This window comes from Bacteroides sp. RTP31139st1_H2_RTP31139_211217 (assembly GCF_040227615.1).
In the GTDB taxonomy this organism is placed as follows: domain Bacteria; phylum Bacteroidota; class Bacteroidia; order Bacteroidales; family Bacteroidaceae; genus Bacteroides; species Bacteroides uniformis.
The window spans coordinates 3,990-18,494 of record NZ_JBCNZM010000046.1; the positions used below are offsets into that span (position 1 = coordinate 3,990).

At 44.8% G+C, this 14,505-nt stretch carries 21 protein-coding genes; 6 read left to right on the forward strand and 15 right to left on the reverse strand.

Going from position 1 to position 14,505, the window contains the following annotated elements; translation table 11 throughout:
- The 13 genes from ABUA47_RS09730 to ABUA47_RS09790 all read right to left on the reverse strand — a co-directional run.
- The coding region (locus tag ABUA47_RS09730) for a CHC2 zinc finger domain-containing protein (protein ID WP_349831574.1) at positions 1-175 on the reverse strand (175 nt) is incomplete at its 3' end.
- Positions 172-561, reverse strand: a complete 390-nt coding sequence (locus ABUA47_RS09735) for a hypothetical protein (protein ID WP_044467546.1) — start codon at positions 559-561, stop codon at positions 172-174. The genes ABUA47_RS09735 and ABUA47_RS09730, both read right to left, overlap by 4 nt.
- Positions 503-805, reverse strand: coding sequence for a hypothetical protein (locus ABUA47_RS09740; RefSeq protein ID WP_349824408.1), 303 nt, complete (start codon positions 803-805; stop codon positions 503-505). The genes ABUA47_RS09735 and ABUA47_RS09740 overlap by 59 nt, the downstream gene beginning before the upstream one ends.
- Before the next feature lie 47 nt (positions 806-852).
- Positions 853-1,233 (reverse strand): hypothetical protein, encoded by a 381-nt coding sequence (locus ABUA47_RS09745; RefSeq protein ID WP_349824409.1) that lies wholly within the window; start codon positions 1,231-1,233, stop codon positions 853-855.
- A 12-nt stretch (positions 1,234-1,245) separates the two neighbouring features.
- Positions 1,246-1,446, reverse strand: coding sequence for a hypothetical protein (locus ABUA47_RS09750; protein WP_349824410.1), 201 nt, complete (start codon positions 1,444-1,446; stop codon positions 1,246-1,248).
- Between the two features lie 360 nt (positions 1,447-1,806).
- Complete coding sequence (locus ABUA47_RS09755; RefSeq protein ID WP_349824411.1) at positions 1,807-2,172, reverse strand: hypothetical protein; 366 nt, start codon at positions 2,170-2,172, stop codon at positions 1,807-1,809.
- 19 nt (positions 2,173-2,191) lie between these two features.
- The gene (locus ABUA47_RS09760) at positions 2,192-2,425 is read right to left on the reverse strand and encodes a hypothetical protein (RefSeq protein WP_349824412.1); all 234 of its coding nucleotides are present in this window, start codon (positions 2,423-2,425) and stop codon (positions 2,192-2,194) included.
- Between the two features lie 6 nt (positions 2,426-2,431).
- Positions 2,432-2,773 carry a hypothetical protein gene (locus ABUA47_RS09765; RefSeq protein ID WP_349824413.1) on the reverse strand — a complete coding sequence of 114 codons (342 nt, stop codon included), beginning with the start codon at positions 2,771-2,773 and terminating at the stop codon, positions 2,432-2,434.
- Between the two features lie 189 nt (positions 2,774-2,962).
- Positions 2,963-3,307 (reverse strand): hypothetical protein, encoded by a 345-nt coding sequence (locus ABUA47_RS09770; RefSeq protein WP_349824414.1) that lies wholly within the window; start codon positions 3,305-3,307, stop codon positions 2,963-2,965.
- A 12-nt stretch (positions 3,308-3,319) separates the two neighbouring features.
- Complete coding sequence (locus ABUA47_RS09775; RefSeq protein WP_349824415.1) at positions 3,320-3,619, reverse strand: hypothetical protein; 300 nt, start codon at positions 3,617-3,619, stop codon at positions 3,320-3,322.
- 179 nt (positions 3,620-3,798) lie between these two features.
- Positions 3,799-4,362, reverse strand: a complete 564-nt coding sequence (locus ABUA47_RS09780; RefSeq protein ID WP_349824416.1) for a response regulator transcription factor — start codon at positions 4,360-4,362, stop codon at positions 3,799-3,801.
- Positions 4,356-4,625: a hypothetical protein gene (locus ABUA47_RS09785; RefSeq protein ID WP_349824417.1), complete on the reverse strand. Its 270-nt coding sequence runs from the start codon at positions 4,623-4,625 to the stop codon at positions 4,356-4,358. The genes ABUA47_RS09780 and ABUA47_RS09785 overlap by 7 nt, the downstream gene beginning before the upstream one ends.
- 2 nt (positions 4,626-4,627) lie before the next feature.
- On the reverse strand, positions 4,628-4,834 hold the full coding sequence (locus ABUA47_RS09790) for a helix-turn-helix domain-containing protein (RefSeq protein ID WP_349824418.1): 207 nt from the start codon (positions 4,832-4,834) through the stop codon (positions 4,628-4,630).
- Positions 4,835-4,969: 135 nt separating this feature from the next.
- On the opposite strand from ABUA47_RS09790, the gene ABUA47_RS09795 reads away from it, so the two are divergent.
- Complete coding sequence (locus ABUA47_RS09795) at positions 4,970-5,407, forward strand: hypothetical protein (RefSeq protein ID WP_349824419.1); 438 nt, start codon at positions 4,970-4,972, stop codon at positions 5,405-5,407.
- A gap of 50 nt (positions 5,408-5,457) precedes the next feature.
- Positions 5,458-5,802: a hypothetical protein gene (locus tag ABUA47_RS09800; RefSeq protein WP_349824420.1), complete on the forward strand. Its 345-nt coding sequence runs from the start codon at positions 5,458-5,460 to the stop codon at positions 5,800-5,802.
- Between the two features lie 164 nt (positions 5,803-5,966).
- Here the strand turns inward: ABUA47_RS09800 and ABUA47_RS09805 are convergent, their stop codons facing one another.
- Positions 5,967-6,932, reverse strand: coding sequence for a sensor histidine kinase (locus ABUA47_RS09805; RefSeq protein ID WP_035448541.1), 966 nt, complete (start codon positions 6,930-6,932; stop codon positions 5,967-5,969).
- Positions 6,929-8,302 (reverse strand): sigma-54 dependent transcriptional regulator, encoded by a 1,374-nt coding sequence (locus tag ABUA47_RS09810; RefSeq protein WP_349831575.1) that lies wholly within the window; start codon positions 8,300-8,302, stop codon positions 6,929-6,931. Before ABUA47_RS09810 ends, ABUA47_RS09805 begins: the two co-directional genes overlap by 4 nt.
- A gap of 218 nt (positions 8,303-8,520) precedes the next feature.
- On the opposite strand from ABUA47_RS09810, the gene ABUA47_RS09815 reads away from it, so the two are divergent.
- From ABUA47_RS09815 to ABUA47_RS09830, 4 genes are all read left to right on the forward strand, one after another.
- Positions 8,521-10,008, forward strand: a complete 1,488-nt coding sequence (locus ABUA47_RS09815) for a TolC family protein (protein WP_005837152.1) — start codon at positions 8,521-8,523, stop codon at positions 10,006-10,008.
- 169 nt (positions 10,009-10,177) lie between these two features.
- A complete protein-coding gene (locus ABUA47_RS09820; protein ID WP_035448545.1) occupies positions 10,178-11,428 on the forward strand; it encodes an efflux RND transporter periplasmic adaptor subunit in 1,251 nt (416 codons plus the stop codon).
- Positions 11,429-11,439: 11 nt separating this feature from the next.
- On the forward strand, positions 11,440-13,845 hold the full coding sequence (locus ABUA47_RS09825; protein ID WP_349824421.1) for an ABC transporter permease: 2,406 nt from the start codon (positions 11,440-11,442) through the stop codon (positions 13,843-13,845).
- An 11-nt stretch (positions 13,846-13,856) separates the two neighbouring features.
- A partial coding sequence (locus tag ABUA47_RS09830) for an ABC transporter permease (protein WP_349831569.1) occupies positions 13,857-14,505 on the forward strand: 649 nt, incomplete at its 3' end.

The window sequence follows — 14,505 nt, forward strand, 5'->3', positions numbered from 1 at the left end:
ACCACTTGTATGTCTGTCTTGACGGACTGACGGTCATCGACGGATGCCGATCCGGATGAAACGGGCAGATTCCTATATAATTGATACCTCTCTTGTGAAGGGATACAAACTGGCCGATTACGTCCGTAATCTCGTTGGCATCCTTTATTCTCTGCTTTAATTCGTCATCAATCATTGTTCTTCAAATATGCAAAGTTGACGCGCTGCGAATGCCTCCTCCAGTGTTATGCCGAAATACTTCGACAACGCGATATATTCTTCTTGGTTTATATTTTTTCGGCCATAGAAAATATCCCACCATCGCATCTGGTTGATGCCTACCTCCTGGTAGAAGGCACGGTTGGGCATGAAATTTTCCGGATGCCGGAATTTCAGTCGGAGAATCTCCTGCACCAGATTCCGTTTGACTGTCTGTCCCACTACAATATGCTTCCGGTGCATATATAACTGTACAGCCAATGCGGATCTTCCCAAATGCTCCGCCATTTGTTCCAATGTCTTCTTATTGACATTTTCCCGTACGTATCTGTCCTCGTCGGGTTGCCATCTTCCATTGTTCATAGCTTTCTTTCCTCCATATTTGTGTATAGTCTTCATTGAATTCGTATTCAGGATGCCCGGTGATATAGCAGCAACAGAATTTGATAAATAGTTCCTGCTGCTCCGGTATGACCGAGCCCCCGATATCATAGTAATGCATGACCTTGAGCTTGTCGAGGGCACTATATACTCTCGTCTCAAACTCAAGAAAAGCGTCGACGCCAAGCTTCTCCAAAAAACGGTCTATCCAATCAAGATTTTCCATTCTATATTTCAATAGGCTTTCCATATCATCAAGGACGTTATCCGCTCTTACAGTTCCCGCGTTTCCTTCAGGCTCCCAATGAACAAGTTCATCAGTCTCGCATATAGTCCGGATGCTTCCTTCAGATTATCCGGATTCTTGCCGGTAAGCCGCACCTTCATATTGTCCTTGGAGTAGTCATGGCATATAAATAAGTGCAGCTCCCGGTTCCGATCATCAACTACCGAGACCTTCACTTCTTCCACCACACTCCCCAGTTCTGAGGCATCCAACCACAAATATGACTTTTCATCTGTCTTCAGATGGCAGTACCGATGCACCTTGCCACCTTTACGAATCAATTCCACTTCGACGATTGTCGCTACCTGATTTGTACGCAGGATGCGCACCTTCTGACCTTTCTTCATTGATATTTCTTTTTTATTCATTACTGATGTGTTTTACTCTAATTCAGTTTTAATAAACTTTCTCATCTGCTCGTTGAAAGAACCACTCCTCTTTTGTGCAGCTTTACAGTCATCAATTGAAAGATTTGCTTCCTTAATTATTCCTGCTGCAATAACAGGCATATCTCTGACTACTACAATATGCTGAACGGCAAACCAAATACCATCAATAAATTCATTATTCATTGGGGTCATATCTGTTTTGTTACTCGTTAAATGACTACCATCACATTCCTTTTTATAACAAATATAGTATCCGTTATATAGTATGTGATTGCTTTCCTTTCAGCATCTCTCAACAAGTCCTTTTTTAAGATTTGATAGTAGGAGTTGGTACACTCTGCGTAAACCATGACCTCCCGTACCCTTTTCAAATCATCCAAAAAAGACTGCGGATTATGCTTCTTTATCAACTTTGTTCTCATTTTCTTTTTTATATTTCATTTCAAATACTTTTTTTACAGTATCGCAGATAATAGCCACTATAGGTATTGCACAAACAAGCACACAGCTAATCCCTCCCCAATCCATTGTTCTATATTCATATTTATTCGATTACATTACAAAACATACACAACTATATGCTCCACTTTCAGGTATTCCCCCGAAGTCAACCCTGATACACAATTCTCCACAAATGACAAATGGCTTATCGCTCATCACCTTGCCATAGGCACCAAAATGTTCGTGAAAAACCTCTGAACCCGGTTTCATCGAGTCCAGTGCCTTTTTCATTTTCTCGGAGGTATAAACGGTTATCCATCTGTTGGAATAATTGTAATAAAGCAGTCCGGTACCGAGAGAATTGCACATCTTCAATACGGTTTCTTCCACTTGCTGCCTGCTAAAGACAACGCTGGTCTGCAGCTTCTGCACCTTAACGTCCGGAAACTTCTTTTTAAATGTTGTTTTAGTAACCATGATTCTTGTTATTAGATTGTTATAACTCTTTAAATTCCTGCTCCATCCGGCACTTCCTCACATAAAGTCCATCAATAATGTACTGGGTACAATATTTCGGTAGGGGGATGGCAACAATGTCACGAGTACCCCTATCGGCATCGCGATACACACAGCATTCCCTGCTGCTTTTCAGGATTGAATCAAGCAGGGAATCACACTTTGCAATCTCTTCCTTGAGGGCTTTTGCCCTCTCAAACGACTCATTGTTCATATTATCTTAAAAATAATGGTGTGATGTACATGGGGGTGGAAATTTTTGCTTGGTAGAATACCCCATCAGCTCCAGGTTAAAGATGTCCTCTCCGATTTCTTTCCACGCCGAATATACACCATATATACATTCGCGCGCATAGAAGGGAGGCTTGTAGGGGTCGCATACACAGATTATCTGTACATGTGATTTTCTGTTGTATGATACCAGTTTCGTCCTGGAACTGTCGAATAAATCTCCGACGACATGTTGCCCGGGCCGGATATTGTAACAGTAACTGTTGTCCTGATACACGTCAAGGGTCTTCCAAGGATATGTCGGGAAATCTGTCATTTTCATATCTCTCATATTACCGCATATTAGATAGATACCCAATTGCAAATCCTATTATCCCAATATTTATCATCAAAACGATAATATCAAAGAGAAAGAGGCATCGGTAAGAGCCGGATGCTTTCCGCATTGCCCAGACACATAATATCAAGGCGGCTACCAATGCAATCAAAGATGTCCATAAAAAAACAATCACATTACTCATCACTGTCCTATTTTTGCAAATTCATCTATCTTATCCGCCAAAGTATAATAGCCCATCACCTTTTCATAGGATACGATACAGACAATGCTGTCGCTGTCATGCTCCACAAGAATAGTCCACTGTCCGTCCCTACCGCTGTCATGTACATCAAGCCGAACCGGACGGCTGCGCGGGTATTTCTCATTCATAATCTTAATCTGGTGCTCGATGTCACACTTCAGTGCATCCAGGGAACATTCGTCAGCAATCAGATGTCTGTCGAACTGTTGCACGTATATCTGTAATGCCCTGCCTTTTTTGTTGACATTGGCATAAGTCTTGATGTTATCAATAAAGTATCTCATAGCATTCAGATTTTATGATTTTACCAAGTATTGCTCCATAAGTTCGGGGATATCTTCTATCATCTTCAGCATGCACTCATGTGGTGCATCAAGCAAGGAAATGGTAAGGCTACTGAGGTCCTGGTCTATCTGCCGCACTTCATCTACCTGCAGATAATCCAGCGCATCAATGGCATCAACGAAAGGAAGATGGCTTTTGAGCGCAAATCCGCAATTACATATCACTCTGCCCGAAACCGTCGGGCGTGGAATCCACATCCGGAACTTTCCGTCAGGAGTGGAAATGGAGGAAAAACCTTTGTTGCTATTCATATATTCTGTTTATTAAGTTAGTAAATCATCGTCTCATATAGGGGAATCGAACCCCAGTCGCGGCAAATCTTAAGTATACCGCTACCATTTGAATGTAGTATGAGGGGCTGAACTATCTTCGCAGACCGTCACAGCCATAGAATACACATTAAACACAGATGGCACACCTCACGGTGGGCTTATTTCATTTGATTCCGGTGCCAGTAAGAAACCATCTCAGCGACATTGCGAACTCTGATTTTCGCTTTAATATTCTCCCGATGGCGGTTTACCGTACAAGGCGAGATATGCAGTTCTGCCGCAATATCATCCGTCTGGCAGTTGGAGGCTATGAGTCGTAACACCTCCATCTCGCGGTCTGTCAATGTTGTATCAAGCTCCGGTCTGCATATCACCCCTTCATGTTCACATTCACCACGTAACGGGCATTTGACCTCCTCGAATACAAACTGCCCATCCTTGTTAATGTCAAGATTGTACTGGTCATACTCTCCGAAATTGCATCGGATGAAACGATGAACTACCCGGAATTCATAATGCCAACGATTCATGGTGCTGGCTGAATAGAGCTTCATCAGCCGGGCGTGCGCCTTGGGGTATCGGTCGCGGATGATGGCAAGCATGTGCTCGATGGTCGGGCGGTTGTTTTCACAAAGCACAACCGCCGGCTGCCCGAACTCCTTCATCATCACGTCGCCTTCGGGGGTGTTGTAGAATTCGATGTTACGAATGTCGGTTACCATAATTTAAGAACATTCTGTGAAACTACTATCGCAGTTGTTTGATCGGATATTGGCAAGTTTAAGACCTTATACAGAAACTCTTCATCAAAGCCATTAGCTTCTTCAAACACAATATACTCATATTGCTCCTCTTGCATTTTATTTATAATAGTAGCAATCTGCTCAGATGGAGTAAAAACAATCGTTTTCTTTCCTTCTGTTATTTTGCGCACAGCATTAGTTTTGCCTGAACCTTGGCCGCCCTGAATAAATAGTTTTTTCATAATTAGTTCTTTTTATTGTTTGGAAACAGTTCCTCTACACTCATGCCGAGATATTCGGCGATAACCTTTTGCTTGATGGGTGTTGGCGGATTTTCGCCATTAACCCATTTATACACTGCAGCCGGAGTGGAACACGTGATTTCTGCCAGCTTCTTGATCGTTTCTATCTGCTGGTTAGGTAAACTTTTGATATAGTCTGTAAATACCATAATTGATAAATATTTAAAGTTTTCTATTGTTTAAATGCTGGTTTTGCATAACTTAGCTACGTGAATTAATTAAAACAGTGCAAATATATTGGATAATTCTAATATACACAAGCATTGTTATTAGAAAAATTCAATATGGACGAAACTTTTATTCAAAGACTTGATAAGTATATGGAATATGCCTCATTGAACGATAATAAAGTTACTGTTCAATGTGGATTAACAGTTGGATTAATCAATTCAGCCCGAAAACGCAATAAAAGTCTATCGGGAGATAATATTGGAAAAATCCTATATGTATATCAAGAGCTAAATGCACGCTGGCTTTTGACTGGTGAAGGTGAAATGCTTTGTACTCCTGAAGATTCTGCGGGAAATGCGAATTTTATCGCATATCTGAAAGAAGAAAAATCCAAGGTGGAACAGCAAAACCATGAGTTGAACATTCAGCTAAGGGAAGCTGTAGAAAAAAATGCTTTTCTAGAAGGGAGAATCAGTGAAATTAAAAAACATGTCCCAGAGGAAAGCAATGCAATATGTGCCATTGCAAGTGGGTCAGATTTGGAGAGGTAGAATATATAATCAATAAATATTAAACAAGTTATTATTTAATAGGTTAAATCATGATAGATTTTTTTAGAATAAACATGCCTTATGGTATGGTTAGAAATGACAAAGGAGAATGGTGCTTCTTTAATAGAGAATATACTTATTTAGGCTCAAAAGATAGTGGCAAAATACAAGACGATTCTCCGTTTTTTTGTCTATATGCTGATATTACAAATGAGTTTTTGGAGTCTTTGGCAGAAAAAGACTCAATAGAACGAAACGACAAAGGGGAAATCACAAGAATTTGGTTTTATAATGATAACACTACTCCAGCTCGTTCAGAAATCAACGATAATTTATGGAATATTTACATGAATAAAATTAAGAAATTGTGTAAACTTAAACGGTTGAACTCATAATATACATTAATAGACAATAATAGAAGAATATACAGTTATACAGTTTTGTACGCAACGGATTATCAACATCTTATTGTCAGTAGTGAAAATCCCGCTACCCCGACAGAAATTAATAAGCTACTGATTTTTCAGTAGCTTATTTTTGTATATACCCTCTTTCCCACTTATCCAAATAGCAGCGTAAAGCAACTCCCTTTTCCCACAGTAGACTGCACCGTGATATTCCCTCCATGCCGGTTCATCACTTGTTTACATAAACTGAGCCCGATGCCCGAACCGGAAGGCTTGGTGGTGAAGAACGGTACAAAAATCTTATCTTGCACTTCCGGCAGAATGCCTTCACCATTGTCACTGACAGTGATTAGGCATTGCCACGAGAGGGCGGGTAGCATCTTCACTTCTATCCGGGGATGCTCTTTCCTGCTACATGCCTCTTTGGCATTTTTAATCAGATTAATCAGTACTTGTTCTATCTGTGTCCGGTCTATCTGGAGTATGCGGTCGGCCTCCGGAAGCTCTATCCGGATATACTCTTCCGAAAACAGCTTCTGCAAATCCTGCAACAGCTCGCGGACGGCAACCGGACGACGGACGGGGGCGGGAAGTCTTGTCAGCTTCCGGTAATTCTCCACAAACTCCAACAACCCCTTACTACGGCGGTGGATAGTCTGCATTCCCTGCCGCATGACGGGATAGTTCTTTTCCGACATTTCCCGCTCGCTCAAGGTTTCGGAGAGGGAGATGATGGGAGTGATTGAATTCATTATTTCGTGCGTCAGCACACGTATCAGCTTTTGCCACGCTTCCATCTCATTGCGTTCCAGCACGCGGGTACGGAAATTCCTCATCGCTTCGGAAAGCTCGTCCACCATATCCTCCATAGACCGGTTCTTGTAGGGAGAACGGAATGACAGCATCATGTCGTCATAGCGCAGGCTCTCTGCCAGATGGCGCATCATGCGCACCTGCATCATCTGCAGGCGGTACAGATGAACGGCAATCGCCAGCAATATCAAAAAAGCCATCAGTGCACTGAACCACAGTCCGGCATCCACCAGCAGATAAACGCCGACCGAAAGGAAGGCTATGCCGATGATGTGCAGTACCACAATCAATGAATATCGTTTCATAAGCCCAGTTTTTCAAGTTTCCGGTACAAGGCGAAGCGAGTAATGCCCAAGTATTCGGCGGCACGGGTCACATTTCCTTCACTGAGCCGCATGGCACGTTCCACAGCCTGCCGTTCCAATTGCTCCAAGTTGAGGACTTCTTCTTCCTTCTTCTGACGGGAAACAGAAGCTTGGAACATAAAGTTCTCCGGACGAAGCAGAGAACCGTCTCCCAATATGACAGCACGTTCCACTGTATGCTGCAACGCACGTACATTCCCCGGCCAGGCATATTTCAACAACTTGTTTTTCGCCTCCCGGGTCAGCCCGCGCATCTCTTTCTGATATTTGCGGGCATACCGTTGCAGGAAATACTCTGCCAGCAGGAGGATGTCGTTTCCGCGTTCCCGCAGAGGTGGAATATGCAACTCGATGGTGTTGATGCGATACAGCAGGTCTTGGCGGAAGTCTCCTTCGTCCACCAGCCGACGGATGTCTGCATTGGTGGCGCAGATGAGCCGCACATCAATGGGCGTAGCCTGCGTACTTCCCAAACGACTGATACAACGCTTTTCGATGGCAGTCAGCAATTTGGCCTGCATGGGCAGGGAAAGGTTACCTATCTCGTCCAGAAAAAGCGTACCGCCGGTTGCCACTTCCATACGTCCAGCTTTCGCTTTCCGTGCATCGGTGAAGGCGCCTTTCTCGTAGCCGAACAACTCGCTTTCGAACAACTGTTCGGGAATACTGCCGAGGTCTATCGTGACAAACGGCTTTCCATAGCGGGGAGAATTGCGGTACAGCAGGCGGGCAATCACATCCTTTCCGGTTCCATTCTCACCCAATATAAGTATGTTGGCATCCGTATCGCGCAACTTCTCCACTGTAGAGAAGACTTGCTGCATGACAAGAGAATCACCGATAATAACCTCTTCGGAGCCTCCCGCTGTGGCATTGCTCAGAACTTCCACCTGCTCCTTCAGCAGATTTATCTCGGTCCGCGAACGACGCAGCTTCATGCCCGAAGAAAGGGTCGCCAACAATTTTTCCTTCTCCCACGGCTTGGGAATGAAATCCGTAGCCCCCGCTTTGATGGCACGCACTGCCTTGTCCGTATCCGCGTAGGCAGTCATGAAGATGACCACTGCTTGCGGGTCGATACTCAGAATCTGCTTCAAGCTGTCGAAACCTTCCTGACCACTGATGGCATCACGGCTGAAATTCATATCCAGCAGAATAATGTCCGGACGGAAAGTGGTCATAAAATGCTCGATGCGGTCGGGAGTCACTGCCACTTTTATCTTCTCGGCGTAGGGTTCGAGAAGAAGGTTCAGCGCAAAAAGGACATCCTCGTTATCATCTACAATCAATATTTTACCAAACTGCTCCATATCTGTTTTCTTTTCGTGCAGGCAAGGCCTACACAATCCCACATCTCTTGTACGGGCAAAGATAAGTATAATATCCATGTGTTGTGCGTGCATTATCGCACTATTTTTGTGCGCAACTGCACACGTTTGGAAAGCTTCGAACCACAACAAACACTTATAATACAACAACTTATACTTATGGCATAGAATTTGAACTTTATAGAGTAAAGAAAACAACTATGCACCGGAATATATTTTTATTGCTTATTACATTCAGTCTGATGTCGAGTGCCGTTGCTCAAGAGCACACGCTGGAGCTGACTTTGGAAGAAACCATCGAGCAGGCCCGCCAGCAGTCGCCCGACGCCCAAAATGCCCGCCATAGCTTCCGTTCCGCTTATTGGAACTACAAATACTACTGTGCCAACTACCTGCCGACGCTCAAGCTTACTTCCAATCCCTATCTGGACCGTGCTATCAACAAGGTGACCCAAAGCGATGGCAACGTCAAGTTCATAGAGCAGAACCTGCTGAGCACTGACCTGACACTGAGCCTGACACAAAACGTGCCGTGGACCGGAGGAACCTTTTTCATTGAAACGGCTGCGCAGCGCCTCGACCTTTTCAGCAGTGACACCTATTCCTGGCAGACTTCACCCGTCAACATCGGATACAGCCAGTCCTTGTTTGGCTACAACAGCCTGAAGTGGGACCGGCGCATCGAACCTATCCGTTATCGCGAAGCCAAGAAAACCTACGTAGAAACCCTTGAGCTTGTTGCCGCCAATGCCACAGAGAAGTTCTTCAACCTGGCCAAAGCACAAAGCAACTACGAAATAGCCAACGCCAACTACGCCAATGCCGACACCTTGTATATATATGCGCAAGGACGATATAACATCGGCACCATCAGCGAAAACGAAATGTTGCAGCTCGAACTCAACAAACTGACCGAAGAAACCAACTGCATGAATGCCCGCATCGAAGTGGAAAACTGCATGCAGGAACTCCGTTCCTACCTCGGCATCCAAGAAGACCTCCTTATAAAGGTGAGAATAGACAACCGCGTGCCCGACCTGCACATCGACCTGGATGCCGCGCTGATGCTTGCCAACGAAAACAGTCCGGAGATACAGAACATGCTACGCCGCAAGGTGGAAAGCGAGAGTGCCGTGTCGCGCGCCAAGGCCAATGCCGGACTGAAGGCAGACATCTACCTGCGCTTCGGCTTGACACAAACTGCCGACAAGCTGAAAGATGCCTACCGGAATCCACTGGACCAGCAGTACGTCAGCTTGGGCATTACCCTCCCAATCCTGGACTGGGGGCGCGGAAGGGGACAAGTACGCGTGGCCCGTTCCAACCGAGACCTTGTCTACACGCAGGTAGAGCAAGACAAGACGGATTTCGACTTGAACGTACGGAAACTCGTAAAGCAATTCAACCTGCAGGCGCAACGGGTAAACATAGCCGCCCGCACGGACCATACAGCCCAACGACGCGCCGAAGTAGCCCGAAAACTCTATCTGCTCGGCAAGTCCTCGGTACTCGACCTCAATGTATCCATCACGGAAAAAGATACGGCCCGGAGAAGCTATATAACGGCTTTGTACAACTATTGGAGTTTGTACTATGCACTGAGAAGCATCACGCTATATGACTTTGAAAAAGAGAGGCCACTGGCAGAAGACTTGGAAAGGGTTACTAATGAAGAATCTATACAGTAATAGAATCGTGGAATAGTTTTAGTAAAAGCTGGCCGGAGATTTACTAAAACTCCGGTGACGATTTACTAAATCTCCGGTAAAGTTTTAGTAAAACTCGGAACCCTTATTCAGAAGTACTTCTGAAGGGGGTATCTGAAAAGTAAAAAAAGAGTATATAAAATATTGCATTATGGATATAAAACTTGAAAAGAAACCCTGGTACATCCGTTACCGCTACTATCTGGCGGGAGGCGTTGCCTTCCTTGCCTTCCTGATTTATGTAGTCACCCTTTCGCTGGGTCCCAGCAAACTGCGTATCGAGCAAGACAACATACAGATAGCCGAAGTCAAGAACGGCAAATTTATGGAATATGTAGATGTGGAGGGAGTGATTCAGCCCATCCTTACCATCAAGGTCAATGCACGTGAAGCCGGAAGCGTGGAATGCATCATAGGAGAGGAGGGGAGCCTGCTCCGGCAAGGAGATACCATCCTCGTCATGGAAAACCCCGACCTGCTGCGCAGTATCGAAGACCAGCGCGACGACTGGGAAAAGCAGCTTATCACCTACCGCGAAAAAGAAATTGAAATGGAGCAGAAAAGCCTGAACCTGCAACAACAAGCCCTGCAGACCGATTATGACCTCAACCGCCTGCGCAAGAGTTTTGCCCTTGACAAGGAGGAGTACCGCATGGGCATCAAGAGCAAGGCGCAGCTCGAAGTTTCCGAGGACGAATACAACTATAAAGTGAAAAATGCCCATCTTCAAAGGGAAAGCCTCCGTCATGACTCTGCCGTCACCGTCATCCGCAAAGACCTCATCAGGAACGACCGCGAACGGGAACGGAAGAAGTATGAACGCGCCTGCGAACGGCTCGGCAACCTGGTGGTGAAAGCTCCCGTCGCCGGCCAGCTCAGTTTTGTCAAGGTGACTCCGGGACAGCAGGTCGCTTCCGGTGAAAGCATTGCGGAAATCAAGGTGCTGGACCAATATAAAGTGCATACTTCCCTGAGCGAATACTACATCGACCGCATTATCACCGGATTGCCTGCCACCATCAATTATCAGGGAAGAAAATACCCGTTGCGCATCACGAAAGTGGTTCCCGAAGTCAAAGACCGCACGTTCGACGTAGACCTCGTCTTCACCGGTGACATGCCCGACAACGTACGTGTAGGCAAAAGCTTCCGGGTACAGATAGAACTCGGCCAGCCGGAGGAGGCGCTCGTCATTCCGCGCGGCAACTTCTACCAGAGTACCGGAGGACAATGGATTTACAAACTGAACGCCGCAAAGACAAAAGCCGTGCGCGTGCCGCTTGGCATCGGTCGCCAAAATCCGCAACAATACGAGATTACGGAAGGTTTGCAGCCCGGAGATTGGGTAATTACAACGGGATATGATACCTTTGGCGAGGCGGAAGAATTGATAATGAAATAAAACTACGCACTATGAGACAAATAATCTTAGCCATCAATGCATTGCTGAAATTCAAAGCATACACCCTTATCAATGTATTGGGACTGGCGTGCAGTTTGGCTTGCGTACTCACCGTAGCCCGATATATCCACCAAGAAAATACAGTGAACCAATGCTTTCCCGAATATAAACGCATTTGCCTGATAAAAACCTCTACCAGCAGTGGTGAGAACTTCTTGGGAGGCTACCGGTCGGGATTGGAAAAGGATCCTGCCGTAGAACAATTTACGGTGATTTATCAAATATCGGATATGCCCGTTCTGTTCGGTGAACAAGAAATTGCAGCGAACGCTTTTTCTGTAGACAGCACCTTCTTCAAAATCTTTCCATATAGGGTGATTGCCGGAAGCGGAAGAATAGTCCGCTCGAGGGATGTTGTCATCACCCGTTCTTTTTGGAAGAAGAAGCTGGGAGGGAAGAATGCCATAGGCGCTACTTTCAAAAACACAAAAGGGAATAAATTCACTATTATAGGAGTGGTGGACGACCCCGATACCAAGACATCATGGATGCCGGATATATTTATGTCGGATGAACTGGATGAATTCCTTTTTTTCGACCCTATATACGCCATGCTGATGGCACCGGATACAGACATTGCACTGCTGAATAAAAAGTATTCAAAAGAACACCCCCGCAGCAAATGGAGAACTTATGAGACAGTACGCTATCAGTATTTGCCTTTGAAAGATTTATATTACGATAAAGACCACGGAAAAGAAAACAAGAACTATCAATATGGCAACCAAAGCTATGTCCGGGTATTGATGGTAGTAGCCTTCCTGGTAGGTATCATAGGGCTGCTGAACTTCATCAACATCTACACTGTCATCATGTCCAAGCGGTCAAGAGAGTTTGGGGTGAAAAAAGTGTTCGGTGCAGGCAGGACAGACATTTTCCTGCAAATATATGCCGAGAACATCTTATTGACGGGACTGGCATTACTCCTTTGCTGGGCTTTAATAGAAATAACCAGGTTTTTCTTTTTCCATGAACTTTATATACCTACCACAACAGACTCCGGCTTTGACCGGAAGGTCTCTGCCATCGTACTTTTAGGATTGCCATTGCTGACTACTGTTTATCCGTTCTTGAAATACACATGTAGCAGACCCGTCAACTCCATACGCGAGCTGGCATCTTCACGCTTTTCCACACGGTCACGCATGATATTACTGTGTTTTCAATATGTCGTAACCATCTTTATAATAACCGTTTCTCTATTCTTTGTACGGCAGTTGGAGTATATGCTCTGCGCCGACCTCGGTTTCCGCTCGCACGATGTGATAACTTGCCGGATGTATGTCGATAAATTGGGCTTATATAAAACAACTAAAGAGGAGGGATTGGATGAAGGAAAAAGACAATATATAAGTAATGCTTTGGTCAATAAACGAATGAGTGAAAGCACTCTGTTTGAGCATTGGAGCAGAGGAAACGACTTGCTGTTCACCGACTTCCGTTTTGACAGTTTTGCGCTCAACAGAGCCGAAAACGGTTTCCATCCGGCATTATCTGCACATTTAACGACCCACTCCATGGCAATATACGATTTTCAACTTGTAGAGGGGCGCCTATGGAACGACTCCATAGATGAAGCGTTCACCAAAAACAGTTTCAAGGTAATTATCAACGAAACCGCTAAAAGAGTCTATGGAATAAAAGACATCACCAAAGACAAGCTGCAACCTGAAGAACCACACTACGCCTCAAGCAGCTTACCGGATTTCTACAATCCACCTTGCGAGATAGTAGGGGTCATAAAGGATTTCAATGTTCGGCACCTTTCACAATCCATCCAACCGGTTGTCATCTATTATCACGATGCAAGCATAGGCGGAATTTATACTGTTACAGCCTCGTATAAGCACGAGAATAAAGCCAAAGTCATTGATTTCCTGCGCCGCTTATACGAAGAATCTACGGGAAGAACCGACTTTGAATATACGCTGATAGAAGATGAACTCCAAAAGATGTATCGTGAAGACCGTCAAGTGGTGAACATTTATACGCTCTTTGCCGGAATAGCCATTTTCATCTCTTCATTGGGATTATTGTCAATATCCTTGTTCGATATTCGGCAACGTTACCGTGAGATAGGTTTACGCAAAGTGAACGGTGCGCAAGCAAAGGATATTTACCCCTTACTCATTAAAAAGTATCTCTCGGTCATGGGAGTCGCCACTTTGCTATCCATACCCTTGTCATGGATTGCCATTACCCTCTATTTGCAGGATTTTGCCCACAAAGCCCCTTTGACATTCGACTTGTTTGCCGTAGCAGTAGCCATAACAACTGCCATCTCCTTGTTGACTATTATTAGGCAAATCAGCAAGGCTGCCAACATCAATCCGGCAAGCATTATGAAAAACGAATAAAAGACACGAATATGAAACTCATACTATTATATATCCGAACATTAAGTAGGTTTAAAGTATATACGGTAATCAATATTATCGGACTGGCACTGAGCTTGGCTTGTGTCATTATTATATTCCGCTACGTGAAGCAGGAAAATGATGTAGATTGTTATAGTCCCAACAAAGACCGGATAGGCATCATGGTGCAGGAATACAAAGATGACAACAATAAAACGGCAGTTATCGGAGGTCCCCTCGAAGATGCAGACATAGAAGCGATGTCCACTTTCGTATGGTTCAATAAAGACTATATCATAAAGGAAGAAAAACATATTGATGTAGAAACGATTGTAGTAGACAGCTTGTTTCTAATAGTGACTGATTTTCCCATGAAATATGGAAAAGCCGAATCATGGGCGGCGTCTCCACAAACCGCCTTTATCACAGAAGAGCTGAGTGAGAAACTATTCGGGAACATAAATCCTATCGGCAAAACCATTGAATACTCTACCGGTGACCCTCTTACGGTGACCGGAGTTATCGGCAAAGACAGAGGGAAACGCTCGCTTCATTTCGACTTGCTTGTTCCTGAAACATTGCAGAAGGATTGGGAGTTCCGTTTCCCGATGAAAATGGCATTAATTCATAAAGGGGCTTCCTTTACGAAGATAAATGCAC

Excerpts from the sequence above, each read along its gene's own strand:
- ABUA47_RS09735 (WP_044467546.1), bottom strand. The coding sequence starts at position 561 with ATGAACAATGGAAGATGGCAACCCGACGAGGACAGATACGTACGGGAA.
- ABUA47_RS09740 (WP_349824408.1), bottom strand. The coding sequence starts at position 805 with ATGGAAAATCTTGATTGGATAGACCGTTTTTTGGAGAAGCTTGGCGTC.
- ABUA47_RS09745 (WP_349824409.1), bottom strand. The coding sequence starts at position 1,233 with ATGAATAAAAAAGAAATATCAATGAAGAAAGGTCAGAAGGTGCGCATC.
- ABUA47_RS09750 (WP_349824410.1), bottom strand. The coding sequence starts at position 1,446 with ATGACCCCAATGAATAATGAATTTATTGATGGTATTTGGTTTGCCGTT.
- ABUA47_RS09755 (WP_349824411.1), bottom strand. The coding sequence starts at position 2,172 with ATGGTTACTAAAACAACATTTAAAAAGAAGTTTCCGGACGTTAAGGTG.
- ABUA47_RS09760 (WP_349824412.1), bottom strand. The coding sequence starts at position 2,425 with ATGAACAATGAGTCGTTTGAGAGGGCAAAAGCCCTCAAGGAAGAGATT.
- ABUA47_RS09765 (WP_349824413.1), bottom strand. The coding sequence starts at position 2,773 with ATGAGAGATATGAAAATGACAGATTTCCCGACATATCCTTGGAAGACC.
- ABUA47_RS09770 (WP_349824414.1), bottom strand. The coding sequence starts at position 3,307 with ATGAGATACTTTATTGATAACATCAAGACTTATGCCAATGTCAACAAA.
- ABUA47_RS09775 (WP_349824415.1), bottom strand. The coding sequence starts at position 3,619 with ATGAATAGCAACAAAGGTTTTTCCTCCATTTCCACTCCTGACGGAAAG.
- ABUA47_RS09780 (WP_349824416.1), bottom strand. The coding sequence starts at position 4,362 with ATGGTAACCGACATTCGTAACATCGAATTCTACAACACCCCCGAAGGC.
- ABUA47_RS09785 (WP_349824417.1), bottom strand. The coding sequence starts at position 4,625 with ATGAAAAAACTATTTATTCAGGGCGGCCAAGGTTCAGGCAAAACTAAT.
- ABUA47_RS09790 (WP_349824418.1), bottom strand. The coding sequence starts at position 4,834 with ATGGTATTTACAGACTATATCAAAAGTTTACCTAACCAGCAGATAGAA.
- ABUA47_RS09795 (WP_349824419.1), top strand. The coding sequence starts at position 4,970 with ATGGACGAAACTTTTATTCAAAGACTTGATAAGTATATGGAATATGCC.
- ABUA47_RS09800 (WP_349824420.1), top strand. The coding sequence starts at position 5,458 with ATGATAGATTTTTTTAGAATAAACATGCCTTATGGTATGGTTAGAAAT.
- ABUA47_RS09805 (WP_035448541.1), bottom strand. The coding sequence starts at position 6,932 with ATGAAACGATATTCATTGATTGTGGTACTGCACATCATCGGCATAGCC.
- ABUA47_RS09810 (WP_349831575.1), bottom strand. The coding sequence starts at position 8,302 with ATGGAGCAGTTTGGTAAAATATTGATTGTAGATGATAACGAGGATGTC.
- ABUA47_RS09815 (WP_005837152.1), top strand. The coding sequence starts at position 8,521 with ATGCACCGGAATATATTTTTATTGCTTATTACATTCAGTCTGATGTCG.
- ABUA47_RS09820 (WP_035448545.1), top strand. The coding sequence starts at position 10,178 with ATGGATATAAAACTTGAAAAGAAACCCTGGTACATCCGTTACCGCTAC.
- ABUA47_RS09825 (WP_349824421.1), top strand. The coding sequence starts at position 11,440 with ATGAGACAAATAATCTTAGCCATCAATGCATTGCTGAAATTCAAAGCA.